This is a genomic window from Desertihabitans aurantiacus, assembly GCF_003344635.1.
In the GTDB taxonomy this organism is placed as follows: domain Bacteria; phylum Actinomycetota; class Actinomycetes; order Propionibacteriales; family Propionibacteriaceae; genus Desertihabitans; species Desertihabitans aurantiacus.
On the sequence record NZ_QPKK01000086.1, the window covers coordinates 1 to 13,615 of the forward strand.

The 13,615-nt window shown below is 74.4% G+C and carries 14 protein-coding genes; 12 read left to right on the forward strand and 2 right to left on the reverse strand.

Going from position 1 to position 13,615, the window contains the following annotated elements; all coding sequences use genetic code 11:
* Positions 1-136: 136 nt before the first annotated feature.
* Positions 137-1,699 carry a deoxyguanosinetriphosphate triphosphohydrolase family protein gene (locus DVA66_RS08955; protein WP_114559773.1) on the reverse strand — a complete coding sequence of 521 codons (1,563 nt, stop codon included), beginning with the start codon at positions 1,697-1,699 and terminating at the stop codon, positions 137-139.
* Between the two features lie 53 nt (positions 1,700-1,752).
* Between DVA66_RS08955 and pgi the strand changes: the two genes are divergently transcribed.
* A complete protein-coding gene (gene pgi / locus DVA66_RS08960) occupies positions 1,753-3,408 on the forward strand; it encodes a glucose-6-phosphate isomerase (protein ID WP_114559774.1) in 1,656 nt (551 codons plus the stop codon).
* Positions 3,409-3,422: 14 nt separating this feature from the next.
* On the opposite strand, the gene DVA66_RS08965 is transcribed toward pgi, so the two are convergent.
* Entirely contained in the window at positions 3,423-4,034 is a 612-nt protein-coding gene (locus DVA66_RS08965) for a SanA/YdcF family protein (protein ID WP_114559775.1), read from the reverse strand.
* A gap of 33 nt (positions 4,035-4,067) precedes the next feature.
* Here DVA66_RS08965 and DVA66_RS08970 point away from each other — a divergent pair, with 33 nt between their 5' ends.
* The 11 genes from DVA66_RS08970 to panC form a co-directional block, all read left to right on the forward strand.
* Positions 4,068-4,385, forward strand: coding sequence for a putative quinol monooxygenase (locus DVA66_RS08970; RefSeq protein WP_114559776.1), 318 nt, complete (start codon positions 4,068-4,070; stop codon positions 4,383-4,385).
* Positions 4,386-4,390: 5 nt separating this feature from the next.
* Positions 4,391-4,936: a hypothetical protein gene (locus tag DVA66_RS08975; protein WP_114559777.1), complete on the forward strand. Its 546-nt coding sequence runs from the start codon at positions 4,391-4,393 to the stop codon at positions 4,934-4,936.
* The gene (locus tag DVA66_RS08980; protein WP_114559778.1) at positions 4,923-5,711 is read left to right on the forward strand and encodes an Fpg/Nei family DNA glycosylase; all 789 of its coding nucleotides are present in this window, start codon (positions 4,923-4,925) and stop codon (positions 5,709-5,711) included. Before DVA66_RS08975 ends, DVA66_RS08980 begins: the two co-directional genes overlap by 14 nt.
* 66 nt (positions 5,712-5,777) lie before the next feature.
* A complete protein-coding gene (locus tag DVA66_RS08985) occupies positions 5,778-8,756 on the forward strand; it encodes a Na+/H+ antiporter subunit A (RefSeq protein ID WP_114559779.1) in 2,979 nt (992 codons plus the stop codon).
* Entirely contained in the window at positions 8,753-9,403 is a 651-nt protein-coding gene (locus DVA66_RS08990; protein ID WP_114559780.1) for a Na(+)/H(+) antiporter subunit C, read from the forward strand. Before DVA66_RS08985 ends, DVA66_RS08990 begins: the two co-directional genes overlap by 4 nt.
* Positions 9,400-10,977, forward strand: coding sequence for a Na+/H+ antiporter subunit D (locus DVA66_RS08995; RefSeq protein WP_232821860.1), 1,578 nt, complete (start codon positions 9,400-9,402; stop codon positions 10,975-10,977). The genes DVA66_RS08990 and DVA66_RS08995 overlap by 4 nt, the downstream gene beginning before the upstream one ends.
* The gene (locus DVA66_RS09000) at positions 10,974-11,507 is read left to right on the forward strand and encodes a Na+/H+ antiporter subunit E (RefSeq protein WP_114559781.1); all 534 of its coding nucleotides are present in this window, start codon (positions 10,974-10,976) and stop codon (positions 11,505-11,507) included. The genes DVA66_RS08995 and DVA66_RS09000 overlap by 4 nt, the downstream gene beginning before the upstream one ends.
* The gene (locus DVA66_RS09005) at positions 11,504-11,857 is read left to right on the forward strand and encodes a monovalent cation/H+ antiporter complex subunit F (RefSeq protein WP_114559782.1); all 354 of its coding nucleotides are present in this window, start codon (positions 11,504-11,506) and stop codon (positions 11,855-11,857) included. The genes DVA66_RS09000 and DVA66_RS09005 overlap by 4 nt, the downstream gene beginning before the upstream one ends.
* Positions 11,850-12,161, forward strand: a complete 312-nt coding sequence (gene mnhG / locus DVA66_RS09010; RefSeq protein WP_114559784.1) for a monovalent cation/H(+) antiporter subunit G — start codon at positions 11,850-11,852, stop codon at positions 12,159-12,161. Before DVA66_RS09005 ends, mnhG begins: the two co-directional genes overlap by 8 nt.
* A 112-nt stretch (positions 12,162-12,273) precedes the next feature.
* Positions 12,274-13,008 carry a Rossmann-like and DUF2520 domain-containing protein gene (locus tag DVA66_RS09015; protein ID WP_198671610.1) on the forward strand — a complete coding sequence of 245 codons (735 nt, stop codon included), beginning with the start codon at positions 12,274-12,276 and terminating at the stop codon, positions 13,006-13,008.
* On the forward strand, positions 13,008-13,615 hold a 608-nt coding region (gene panC, locus DVA66_RS09020; protein ID WP_198671611.1), incomplete at its 3' end, for a pantoate--beta-alanine ligase. The genes DVA66_RS09015 and panC, both read left to right, overlap by 1 nt.

The following is a 13,615-nucleotide window of genomic DNA, read 5'->3' on the forward strand; positions in this document are numbered from 1 at the left end:
CCGGCCGCCGAGCCGCTGACCCGGGCCCGCCACCGGCTCGCCTCCGGTATCGACCGCGTCGCCGACCAGCTCCACCGCGCGGCCCGCCGGGTCGCCCCCGCCGCGGTCGTGTCCGGCCGCTGACCCGGGCGGCCGCTCAGACCCCGCCGGAGGACCAGAGCCGGCCGCCGTCGCCCCGCAGCCGGGACGCCTGGTCGACCACCTGCTCGTCGGTCAGCGAGGCGACGTAGTCGCAGATCGCCCGCCCCCGCGCCATCCGGGTCAACGCCGACTCGTCGGTCTGGTGGTCCAGCCACTCCGGACGCTCCCGCGCCGTCCGCCGGTACCCCTCGGCCGCGGTCTCGACCAGGTCGACCAGCCGGCGCGGGGCCCGGCCGGCGTCGGCGGTGTCGGAGAGCCACTCGTCGTAGGCCGTCACCAGCGAGGTCACCGCCGCGGCCTGACCCCGCTGCTGCATCGCCAGGTCGGGCCGGTTGAGGACGAAGTGCTGGTGGACGAACTTCAGCAGCGCCACCTGGTGCCAGGCCAGCGTGGTCAGCGTGACCGTGGCGCCGCGCACCGGCGGGTCGGGCACCAGCCGCACCGAGGACACGAAGCGGTCGATCCACTGGTTGGTGAACCCCGACAGCGCGCGCTCGGCGGCCATCGACCCGTCGTGCGGGACCGCCAGCACCCCGTCCACGAACTCCTCCCCGACCGTGGCGACGGCCTCGGTGAAGGCGTCCTCGTCGAAGATCCAGGCGTCCTTGCCGGCCAGCCGGCGACGCAGCCGCTCCAGCCCCGCCCCCGGCATCCGGGTGCGTGCCCGCAGCTCGCCGGCCTCCAGCGCGGCCAGCTCGGCGCGCCGGGACGTCCACTCCCGCAGCTCGGCCGAGACGAGGGAGAACTGCAGCACCCCGGAGCGGTGGAAGTCGTCGAGATCGTGCAGGGAGTAGGCGATGTCGTCGGCCAGGTCCATCACCGCGCACTCCGGCGTCTGACGTCCGGGCGGCACCATCGGGAACGCGGCCAGCACGTCGACCATCTCGGCCAGGTCCGGCACGTAGGCGCTGAACTTGGCCGCCGCTCCTGCCGCGGCGACGTCGACCCGGTCGCGGTAGGGGGTGGCGCCGCGCGGCGGCTCGGGCCACGCGCTGGGGTGCGGGTCGGGCCAGTGGAAGCGTCCCCACGGGTACTTGAGGACGGCCGCGCGGACCGCCGTGGTGAGGTTGAGCCCCTCGTCGCCGGGGCCGAGCACCTCCAGCTCGGTGATGATCCGGAAGGTCTGCGCGTTGCCCTCGAACCCGTCGGCCAGCCCGAACCGGGTCCGGGCCAGCCGGTCCAGCACCCGCTCGCCGAGGTGGCCGAAGGGCGGGTGGCCGATGTCGTGGGCCACCGCCGCCGCCTGCGCGACCACGTGGTTGAGCCCGCCCAGCGCGTCCAGCAGGTCGGGGTCGGCGCTGCTCCACAGCCCGACCGCGATCGCCCGCGCCACCGCCGAGACCTTGATGGTGTGGGTGAGCCGGTTGTGCACCACCCCAGGCGTGGACGCCGACGTCACCACCTGCGTCACCTCGGCCAGCCGCGAGAACGACGGCGCGAACCGCAGCCGCTCCAGGTCGACCCGGAACTCCGACTCCAGCCCCGTCCCGAGCGGGCGCGACGACGACTCCTCCGGCCGGGCCCGCCGGATCCGCGCCGCCTCGGCTGCTGGCTCCACAGCCGCACCCTCCCACACCGCGCCGCCCCGGCAGCGCCACTACGCTCGCCACCATGGACACCCCGGTCGACGTCACCACCACCGACTCCTGGACCCGGCTGGCCGCGCTGGCCGCCGACCTGCAGCCCGACCTGCGGCGCTGGTTCGCCGAGGACCCGCACCGCGCCGAGCAGCTCTCCTTCGACGCCGCCGACCTGCGGGTCGACCTGTCGAAGAACCTGCTGACCCCCGACGTGATCCGCGCCCTGCTCGACCTGGCCGACGAGGTGGGCCTGGAGCGCCGGCGCGACGCGATGCTGGCGGGGGAGAAGATCAACGTCACCGAGGGGCGCTCGGTGCTGCACACCGCGCTGCGCCGGGCCGAGGGTGACTCCCTGGTCGTCGACGGCGAGGATGTCGTCGCCCAGGTGCACGCCGAGCTGGCCAAGGTGTACGCCTTCGCCGACAAGGTCCGCAGCGGGGAGTGGACCGGGGTCACCGGCAAGCGGATCGAGACGGTGGTCAACATCGGCATCGGCGGCTCCGACCTCGGGCCGGTGATGGCCTACGAGGCCCTGAAGCCCTACGTGCAGGACGGGCTGACCTGCCGGTTCATCTCCAACATCGATCCCACCGACAGCGCCGTCACCGTCGCCGACCTCGACCCCGAGACCACGCTGGTCATCGTCGCGTCGAAGACCTTCGGCACGCTGGAGACGCTGACCAACGCCCGGCTGGTCCGCTCCTGGCTGCTCGACACCCTCGCCGCCCGCGGCGTCGACACCTCCGACGCCGTCGCCAAGCACTTCGTCGCCGTCTCCACCGCCCTGGACAAGGTCGCCGACTTCGGCATCGACCCCGAGAACGCCTTCGGCTTCTGGGACTGGGTCGGCGGGCGCTACTCGGTCGACTCCGCGATCGGGACGTCCCTGGCCGTCGCCATCGGCCCGGAGCGGTTCACCGAGTTCCTCGCCGGCTTCCGCGCGATGGACGAGCACTTCGCCACCACCCCGCTGGGCCGCAACGTGCCGGCGCTGATGGGGCTGCTCAACGTCTTCTACACCAACCACCTCGGCGCGCACAGCCACGCGGTGCTGCCCTACGCGCAGTACCTGCACCGGTTCCCGGCCTACCTGCAGCAGCTGACCATGGAGTCCAACGGCAAGGGCGTGCGCTGGGACGGCAGCCCGGTCGGCACCGACACCGGCGAGATCTTCTGGGGCGAGCCCGGCACCAACGGCCAGCACGCCTTCTACCAGCTGATCCACCAGGGCACCCGGCTCATCCCGGCCGACTTCATCGCCTTCGCCGAGACCGCGCACCCCCAGCGCGACGGCGAGGCCGACGTGCACGAGCTGTTCCTGGCCAACTTCTTCGCCCAGACCGCCGCGCTGGCCTTCGGCAAGACCGCCGAGGAGGTGCGGGCCGAGGGCACCGACGAGGCGGTCGTCCCGGCCCGGGTGTTCACCGGCAACCGGCCCACCACCTCGATCATGGCCGCGGCCCTCACCCCGACGGTGCTCGGCCAGCTGATCGCGCTGTACGAGCACATCACCTTCGTCCAGGGCGTGGTCTGGGGCATCGACTCCTTCGACCAGTGGGGCGTCGAGCTCGGCAAGCAGCTGGCCAAGGACCTCACCCCGGCGGTGGCCGGGGACGCCGACGCGCTGGCCGCGACCGACCCGTCCACCCGGGCGCTGATCAGCTGGTACCGCGCGCACCGGTCCTGAGCCGGACGCGGGGGTCAGCGCCCGGTCGAGCGGGCGGGCCGGCGGCTGAGCAGGTCCCACCCCGTCTTGAGCAGGGCCAGCTGCTCGCGCGCCACGCCCTCGCGCCAGGTGCGACGCCGGCCCCGGACCGAGTCGTCGCCGGCGCCCACGGCGTCGATGCCGAGTGCCCGGGCGGTCGCCACCGCCCGCGGCAGGTGGTAGGTCTGCGAGACCAGCACCAGCCGGTCGAGCCCGTAGACGTGGCGCGCCCGCCAGCAGGTGTCGTAGGTGTCGTAGCCGTGCGGGTCGGCCGTCACCGCCCCGGCCGGGACGCCCGCCGCGACCAGCTCGCGGCGCATCACCCGGGCCTCGCCGTGCGACCCGTCGTCGCCGGAGACCAGCACCCGCTGCACCCGACCCGAGCGCACCAGCGCGGCGGCGACCTCCAGGCGTCCCCGCAGGAACCCCGAGGGCTGCCCGTCCTCGCGCACCTGCGCGCCGAGCACCACCGCCACCTCCCGCGGCGGGACGTCCTCGGGGTGGTGCACCCACCGTCGGGTGCCGAGCGCGACGCCGGCGCAGGCCGCCGCCCAGCCGAGGACACCGACCCCGACGAGCGTGGGAAGGAGGCGGTTCCGGCCGGGCACGCGCCCACTCTAGGCAGCGGCTAGGTTGCTGCCATGTCCGAGCCAGTCGTCGTCACCGCCTACTTCCACCCCCTGCCCGGCAAGCACGATGCCGTGGTCGAGGCCCTGCACCCGGCCATCGCCGCCGTGCACGCCGAGCCGGGGTGCCAGCTCTACGCCATCCACCGCGCGCCGGACGACACCGTGGTGATGATCGAGAAGTGGTCCAGCGAGGAGTACCTCGACGTGCACGGCTCCGGCGGTGCGGTGGCCACCCTCAACGAGAACCTGGAGGGTCTGCTGGCCCGTCCGGTCGAGGTCACCCGGCTGCGTCCCATCCCGTCCGGCACGCCGGAGCAGGGCCAGCTCTGAGGCCGGTGGCACCCGGCGGGATCGGGACCCGGGTCGGCTCGGCGATCGGTGCGGTCGGCGGCCTGTCGTTCGTGCTCGTCAACGCGGGTGCCCTGCCGGTGCCGACCGACACGGCGGCCCGCGTCCTCGGCGCGGTCGGCTTCCTCGCCGTGCTCGCCGCGGTCGTCCTCGGCACACCCGCCCGACCGGGTCCCGACGGGCCGCCCAGGCGCGGCCAGCAGCTGCGCTGGGCGCTGACCACGCTGGCGATGCTGGTGGCCTTCGTCGCCGGTGCCGCGGTGCTGCGCGCCGTCGGCTACCCCGACCTGCAGGTGCTGTGGGTGGTCCTCGTGGTGGGTGTGCACTTCTGGCCGCTGGCCGCCGTGCTCCGGGTGCCGCTGTTCCGCCGGCTCGGGCTGGCGCTGGTCGTCGTGGCCCTCGCCGGCGGGGTCGCCCGGTTCGCCGGGTGGACGCCCGCCGCGGGCTCGGCCGCCACCGTGGCCGGGCTGGTGCTGCTCGGCTTCGCGCTGGCGCCGTGGCTGCCGCCGGGACGTACCCGTGCCCGAGGGTGACACCGTCTGGCTGGCCTGCCTCCGGCTGGACGCCGCACTGCGCGGACGTCGGCTGACCCGGGCCGAGCTCCGGGTGCCGCGGCTGGCCGCCGTCGACCTGGTGGGGGTGACCTGCACCGGGGTGGTGGCCCGCGGCAAGCACCAGCTGACCCGCTTCGACAACGGCCTCACCCTGCACACCCACCTGCGGATGGAGGGCGGCTGGCGGATCCGCCGCGCCGGTGAGCGGCTGCCGGGCCCGGCCGAGCAGATCCGGATCGTCCTCGCCAGCGCCGAGCACACCTGCGTCGGGCTGCGGATCCCGGTGGTCGAGCTGATCCGCACCGACGCCGAGCAGGAGGTCGTCGGGCACCTCGGCCCCGACCTGCTCGACCCCGGCTTCGACGCCGAGGAGGCCCTGCGCCGGCTCCGCCACCACCCCGGGCGCACCATCGGTGAGGCCCTGCTCGACCAGCGCAACCTCGCCGGCATCGGCACCCTCTACCGCGCGGAGACGCTGTTCCTCTCCGGGCTGCACCCACGCACCCCGGTCGGTGACGTCCCCGACCTGCCCGCCGTCGTCCGCCGCGCCCGCGCCCTGCTGGAGGCCAACAAGCTGCACCACGACCAGGTGACCACCGGGTTGCGCCGGCGCGGGGAGGAGCACTGGGTGTTCGAGCGTCCCGGCAAGCCCTGCCGCCGCTGCGGCACCCTCATCGCCACCGAGGAGTTCGGCCCGGCCGGCCAGGAACGGCGCAGCTACTGGTGCCCCCGCTGCCAGCCGGCGCCCTCCTGACGTCCACGCCCCGGCTTCGGACGGCGCCGCTAGGATGACCGCTCCGCCCTCTGCGACAGGAGATCTGTGCTCCCGCTGCTGCTCGCCCACGCCGTGGCAGCAGCAGTCGCGCCCTGGCTCGTGTCCCGGCTCGGCCGCCGGGCGTTCCTGCTGCTGGCCCTGGTGCCCGCCGCGGCGGCCGTCTGGGCGCTGACCCGGACCGGTGCCGCGCACTCGGCGTCCCCGCCGCAGCTGGTGCTGCCGTGGGTGCCGAGCCTGGACCTGCAGCTGGCCTTCGTGCTCGACCCGCTGGCCTGGCTGATGGTGCTGGTGGTCGGCGGTGTCGGGGCCCTGGTGCTGCTGTACTGCGCGGCCTACTTCGACGACGACGAACCGGGGCTGGGCCGCTTCGCCGGCTGCCTGACCGCCTTCGCCGGGGCGATGCTCGGGCTGGTGCTCACCGACGACCTGCTGGTGCTCTACATCTTCTGGGAGGCCACCACCGTCCTGTCCTACCTGCTGATCGGGCACCGTCCCGGCTCCAAGGTGTCGCGGGCGGCGGCCACCGAGGCGCTGGTGGTGACGACCGCCGGCGGGCTGGCGATGCTGCTCGGGATGGTGCTCGTCGGCGAGGCCGCCGGCACCTACCGGATCTCGCAGATCCTCGCCGACCCGCCGTCCGGCCCGATGGTCGCGGCCGCCGTGGTCTGCCTGCTGGTCGGGGCGCTCAGCAAGTCCGCACAGGTGCCGTTCCACTTCTGGCTCCCCGGCGCGATGGCCGCACCCACCCCGGTCAGCGCCTACCTGCACGCCGCCGCGATGGTCAAGGCCGGGATCTACCTGGTGGCCCGGCTCGCCCCCGGCTTCGCCGAGGAGCCGGTCTGGGCGCCGGTGGTGCTCGGCGTCGGCGGGCTGACCATGCTCATCGGCGCCTACCGGGCGCTCCGCCAGCACGACCTCAAGCTGCTGCTGGCCTACGGCACCGTCAGCCAGCTCGGCTTCCTCACCGTGGTGGCCGGGCTCGGCGGCTACAACGGCGGCCTGACCGCGCTCACCCTGCTGCTGGCCCACGCCATGTTCAAGGGCTGCCTGTTCCTCGTGGTCGGCACCGTCGACCACCTCACCGGCACCCGCGACCTGCGCGAGCTCTCCGGGCTGGGACGCCGGATGCCGCTGCTGCTCGCGACGTCCGTGGTCGCCGCCGGGTCGATGGCCGGGGTGCCGCCGATGCTGGGGTTCGTCTCCAAGGAGATGGCCTACGACACCGTGCTGACCCGCGCCACCGAGGGCGGCGGGCTGCCGGACGCCGTGCTGCTGGCGGTGCTGGTGACCGGCTCGGTGCTCACCGTCGCCTACAGCGCCCGGTTCTGCCTCGGCGCCTTCGGACGCCGCAGCGGCGCCGATGACACGCCGCTGCACGCGCCCGGCCGCGACGGCGTCCTGCTCGTCGGGGTGCCCGCGCTGCTCGCCGGGCTGTCCCTGCTGGCCGGTCCGCTGTCGACGCTGGTCGAGCCCTGGCTCGAGGGCTACGCCGAGCTGATGCCGCACGCCGGGCACGACGTCCACCTCGGGCTGTGGCACGGGTTCAGCCCCGCGCTCGGCCTGTCCGCGCTCACCCTCGGCCTCGGGGCGCTGCTGGTGTGGGGCCGCACGGCGGTCGAGCGCGGGCAGTCGGTGGTGCCCCGGGTGCCCGCGGCCGAGCGCGGCTACCGGCTGCTCATGCGCGGGCTGGACCGGCTCTCCCTCGAGGTCACCGGCGGGGTGCAGCGCGGGTCGCTGCCGCTCTCGCTCGGGCTCGTGCTGGGCACCACGGTGGCGGTCACCCTGGGCGCGGTGGCGGTCGGGCTGGCCTCCGGCGCGGACCTGTGGCCGGACTCGGTGACGCTGTGGGCGTCCCCGGCCGACCTGGGCATCGTCGCGGTCACGGGGCTGGCCGCGCTGGTCGCGGTGCGCTCGCGGCGCCGGTTCCGCGGGGTGCTGGCCGTCGGCGTGAGCGGCTACGGGGTGGCCGCGCTGTTCGCCCTGCACGGCGCCCCCGACCTGGCGCTCACCCAGGTGCTGGTCGAGACCGTGTCGCTGGTGGTGTTCGTGCTGGTGCTGCGCCGCTTCAGCGGACGGTTCAACGACGACGCCACCCGCAAGCAGCGCGCCGTCCGGACCGTGATCGGGGCCGGGGCCGGCGTGATGGCCACCGTGGTCGCACTGATCGCGGCCGGGGCCCGCACCGCCACCCCGGCCTCGGCGGGCATGGACGTCACCGCGGTCGACTTCGGCGGCGGCTACAACATCGTCAACGTCATCCTCGTCGACATCCGCAACTGGGACACCCTGGGTGAGCTGTCGGTGGTGCTGGTGGCGGCCACCGGCATCGCCAGCCTGGTCTACGTCCGCGGCAACGAGGTGCACGAGCACAACGAGCGGCTCCGGCAGGCCCGGGTGCAGCGGCGCCGGCAGGTCCGTCCGACCACCGCCAGCCGGTCCTGGCTGCCCGCTGCCGACCAGGTGCCGGAGCGGCGTCGCACCGTGGTCTTCGAGGTGCTGGCCCGGCTGCTGTTCCACACGATCATGGTGTGGTCGGTGTACCTGCTGCTGGCCGGGCACAACCTGCCCGGCGGCGGGTTCGCGGCCGGGATCGTGGCCGGGCTGGGGCTCACCATGCGCTACCTCGCCGGTGGACGCTCCGAGCTGCAGGTCGCGGTGCCGGTCACCCCCGGTGCGCTGATGGGGCTGGGGCTGTTCCTCTCCGCCGGGTTCGGGGCGGTCTCGATCCTGGCCGGCGGGCTGGTGCTGGAGACCTGGACCTTCACCTGGGACGTCCCGCTGCTCGGGGAGGTGAAGGTGGTCACCTCCCTCGCCTTCGACGTCGGCGTCTACCTCGTGGTGGTCGGGCTGGTGCTCGACGTGCTGCGCAGCCTCGGCGGGCAGGTGGACGTCCAGATCGAGCAGGAGCAGGGCGTGGACCGCCAGCCGGCCCCGAGCGACCCCAGCAAGGTCGGCTCGGACCAGGGCGACGCCGACGCCGCGGTCGCCGGCCGGCTGTCCGCCGGTGAGGAGGTCGGCCGGTGAGCCCCGACCTGCTGCTCTGCCTGCTCGCCGGCCTGCTGGTCGGCTGCGGGGTGCACCTGCTGCTGGCCCGCAGCGTCGTCCGGGCCCTGCTCGGCTTCCTGCTGCTCGGCAACGGCATCAACCTGCTCTTCGTGGTGGCCGCCGGCCCGCGCGGCCGGCCGCCGATCGTCGGGCTGGGTGAGGAGTCCCAGCCGATGGCCGACCCGCTGCCGCAGGCGATGTCGCTGACCGCCATCGTCATCACCCTGGCGATGACCGGCTTCGTCCTCGCGCTGGCCCACCGCAGCTGGCAGCTGAGCCGCAGCGACGTCGTCGAGGACGACCCCGAGGACGCGCGGATCGGGCTGCGGGCGATCGAGAACGACATGTCGGAGAGCGACTTCCACGGCGGCGTGGACGCCGACCCCCGCCACGTCGACCCCGACGAGGCACCGCCCGGCACCGTGCCGGAGGAGGACGACGGCAGCGACCCCGATCCCGATGCGGCGCCTGTGGGGTCCGCCCCGGGGGAGGGGGCCGAGCCCGGTGTGCCGGGCAGCGACGACGCCGAGGCCGGGCTGGACGCCGACCGCCCCGACCACGTCGACCCCGACCCGTCCACCCCCGAGCCACCGGCCCGCCGACCCGGGCAGGAGGGTGCGCTGTGAGCGGGGAGATGCTGCACACGGTGCTGACCGCCCTGGTGCCGCTGCCGGTGCTGCTGCCGCTGGTCGGAGCCGGGATCGCGCTGGTGGTGCGCACCCGGACCAGGCTGCAGCGGGCGGTGTCGGTGACGACGATGAGTCTGGTGCTGGTCATCGCGATCACCCTGCTCTGGGGGGCCGACACGCAGGGTCGGCTGCTGGTCACCGTCGGCGGCTGGCTGCCGCCGCAAGGCATCACGCTGGTGGTGGACCGGCTGGCTGCGCTGATGGTGCTGGTCGCGGTCACCGTCACCTTCGCGGTGCTGCTCTACGCCATCGGCCAGGGCCGCGGCGCCATGGACCGCGAGTCCGGCGGCAACGCACCGGTGCCGATCTTCCACCCGACGCTGCTGGTGCTGCTGTCCGGCGTGTCGACGACGTTCATCTCCGGCGACCTGTTCCACCTCTACGTCGGCTTCGAGATGCTGCTGGCCGCGAGCTTCGTGCTGCTCACCCTGGGCGCGACCATCGACCGGGTCCGCGCCGGCATCTCCTACGTGTTCGTCTCGCTGGCCTCGTCCTCGGTGTTCCTGATGGCGCTGGCGATGATCTACGCCGCCACCGGCACGGTGAACATGGCCCAGCTGTCGGTGCGGCTGGCCGAGCTGGAGCCGGCCACGGCGCTGGTGCTGCAGGTGCTGCTGCTCACCGGGTTCGCGGTCAAGGCGGCGGTGTTCCCGATGTCGGGGTGGTTGCCCGACGCCTACCCCACCGCGCCGGCACCGGTGACGGCGGTGTTCGCCGGGCTGCTGACCAAGGTCGGCGTCTACGCGATCCTGCGCACCCAGACGCTGCTGTTCCCCGCCAGCCCGCTACCGGACCTGCTGCTGTGGGCGTCCCTGCTCACCATGCTGGTCGGCATCCTCGGTGCGGTCGCGCAGGACGACATCAAGCGGCTGCTGTCCTTCACCCTGGTCAGCCACATCGGGTACATGCTCTTCGGGGTGGCGCTGGCCTCGCCCGCCGGGTTGTCGGCCTCGATCTACTACGTGGCCCACCACATCACCATCCAGACCACGCTGTTCCTCGTCGCCGGACTGATCGAGCGGCGCGGCGGCAGCACCTCGATGAGCAGGCTGGGTGGGATGGCGGCCATGTCGCCGGGGCTGGCGGTGCTGTTCCTGGTGCCGGCGCTCAACCTCGGCGGGATCCCGCCGTTCTCGGGCTTCCTCGGCAAGGTCGGGCTGCTGCAGGCCGGTGCGGAGCAGCCGACGCCGCTGGTGGTCGCCCTGCTGGTGGGTTCGGTGCTGACCAGCCTGCTCACCCTGTACGCCATCTCCCGGGTCTGGTCCCGGGTGTTCTGGCGTCCGCCGTCGGTGGCGCCGATGACCGAGGACAACCGACTGGAGCGCCGCTACGAGCGCCGGTTCGCGCTCGCTCCGGGGGTGGTGGCCCCGACCGCCGCGCTGGTGCTGGTGGGTGTCGCCCTCACCGTGGCCGCCGGCCCGCTGCTCGCGGTGACCGACCGCGCCGCGGCGGAGCTGCTGCGTCCCGACGGCTACGTCGCCCTCGTGTTCGGGGGAGGGGAGGTGCCGTGATCCGCGACCGGGTGCAGCTGGTGCCGGTGCTGCTGCTCACCATCGTCTGGACCGCCATGTGGGGCGCGGTGACGCCGCTGGTGGTCGTCGGCGGGGTGGTGGTGTCGGTGCTCGTGCTGCTGGTGTTCCCGCTGCCGGCGCTGACCTTCGGCCTGCGTCCGCGGCCCTGGGCGGTGCTGGTGCTGCTCGGCGCCTTCGTCCGCGACCTGCTCGTCGGCTCGGCCCAGGTGGCCTGGCTGGCGGTGCGGCCGGGACCGCCGCCGGGCGGCTCGGAGGTCGAGGTGCAGCTGCACTGCGACCACGACCTGGTGCGTACCGTCACCTCCCAGATCACCACCCTGGTGCCCGGCACCGTGGTGGTCGACCTGACCGGGCGGACCATGCGGCTGCACGCGATCGACGTCCACACCGACGAGGAGCGGACCGGGGTGGCCCGGCAGGTGCTGCGCACCGAGCGCCGGGTGATGCACGCCTCCGGGCTGCGGGCGCCCGACGCCTCCACCCCGGTCACCGCGAAGGAGGTCCGGTGAGTCTGCAGACGGTGCTGATCGGCGGCAGCGCGGTGCTGCTGTCGGTCGCGGCCCTGCTCGTGGTGGGACGGCTGGTGCGCGGCCCGTCCGTGCTGGACCGCACCATCTCCACCGAGGTGCTGATCTCGATCCTGGTCTGCGGGCTGGCGCTCTACATCGCCAGCAGCCGCAGCTCGACCGTCCTGCCGGTGCTGGTCTCTCTCGCGCTGACCGGGTTCGTCGGCTCGGTCGCGGTGGCCCGTTTCGTCGCCGGCGACCACGACCGCGGCCGGGACGCCCCCGAGGACGGCCACCTCGGCGTCACCGGCGAGGACCCGGGCCCGCCGGAGGGCGGTGGTGGTCGTGGTTGAGCAGGTGCTCGACATCGCCGGGCTGGTCGCGATCGCGTTCGGTGCGCTGGTCTGCCTGACCACCGCGCTCGGCATGCTCCGCTTCCCCGACCTGCTGACCCGGATGCACGCCGCCACCAAACCGCAGGTGCTCGGCGTCCTGCTGGTGCTCCTCGGGGTGGCGCTGCGTCTGCGCACCGACCTCGGCCTGGTCGCGCTGGTCGCGCTCTTCCAGCTGCTGACCATCCCGGTCGGCGCCTTCATGGTCGCCCGCGCCGCCCGCCACACCGACCTCCCACCCACCGACGACTCCCCGCCCTCCTGACGCCCGCCCCCAGCGCCTGAGCCTGTCGAAGCGTCGTCCTGAGCGTGTCGAAGGGGGCGATCCACCGTCACCTCGACCTCACACCCCCCACCCGACCGACTACGGTGCCCGGGTGTCCACCTCGTCCCCGTCCGTGGGTCCGCTGGCTCTGGTCGGCCCCGGTCGCATGGGCCGCGCCCTCGCCGCCGCCCTGACCGCCACCGGCGCCGACGTCGAGGGCCCGCTCGGCCGCGGCGCCGTCCCCACCGCCGACGTGGTCCTGCTCTGCGTGCCCGACGCCGCGATCGCCGAGGTGGCCGCCGAGCTGCCGGTGCGTTCGGGCCGGCTCGTGGGGCACGTCTCGGGCGCCTCCACGCTGGCCCCGCTCGCCCCGCACGAGGCGTTCTCGGTCCACCCGCTGATGACGGTGCCGACGGGCGGGGCGACCTTCACCGGCGCGACCGCCGCGGTGGCCGGCACCACACCCCGCGCCCTCACCCTCGCGACCACCCTGGCCGAGACGGTCGGCATGCTCCCGGTCACGGTCGCCGACGAGGACCGCGCCGCCTACCACGCCTCGGCCAGCGTGGCCTCCAACTTCCTGCTCACCCTGCTCGACGGTGCAGAACAGCTGGCCGCGACCGCCGGCGTCCCGCGGGAGCGGCTGGCGCCGCTGGTCCGCGCCACCGTGGAGAACTGGGAGCGCACCGGCAGCGCGGAGGCCCTCACCGGACCGGTCGCGCGCGGGGACATCCAGACCGTGGCCCGGCAGCGGGCGGCGCTGGCCGACCGCACCCCCGAGCAGCTGCCGCTCTACGACGTCATGGTCGAGCGCACCACCGCGCTGGCCCGCAGGGGAGGACGCTGATGCAGACCATCCGCACCGTCGACGAGCTGCGCGCGGTGCTGGCCGGGCACCGCCGCGCCGGCCGCACCATCGGGCTGGTGCCCACGATGGGCGCCCTGCACGAGGGACACCTGGCCCTGGTCCGCGCCGCCGCCGCGGGCGCCGACGTGGTGGTGATGTCGCTGTTCGTCAACCCCACCCAGTTCAACGACGCGGGCGACCTCGCCGCCTACCCGCGGGACGAGACCCGTGACGCCGAGCTGGCCGACGGCGCCGGCGTCGACGTGCTCTTCGCACCGGCGGTGGAGGAGGTGTACCCGACCGGGTTCGCCACCACGATCTCGGTCGGCGGCGTCAGCGAGCGGCTGGAGGGGGCGCACCGGCCCGGCCACTTCGACGGGGTGGCGCTGGTGGTGACGAAGCTGTTCGGGATGGTCCGTCCCGACGTCGCCTGGTTCGGCCAGAAGGACGCCCAGCAGGTCGCCGTGGTGCGGCGGGTGGTGGCCGACCTCGACCTCGGCGTACGGATCGAGACCGTGCCGACGGTGCGCGAACCCGACGGCCTGGCCCTGTCCAGCCGCAACGTCCGCCTCGGTGCGGAGGACCGCGTCCGGGCGCTCGCGCTGCG

What these genes read in the sequence shown, in the direction of transcription:
- pgi (WP_114559774.1), top strand. Translation starts at nt 1,753, where the DNA reads ATGGACACCCCGGTCGACGTCACCACCACCGACTCCTGGACCCGGCTG.
- DVA66_RS08970 (WP_114559776.1), top strand. Translation starts at nt 4,068, where the DNA reads ATGTCCGAGCCAGTCGTCGTCACCGCCTACTTCCACCCCCTGCCCGGC.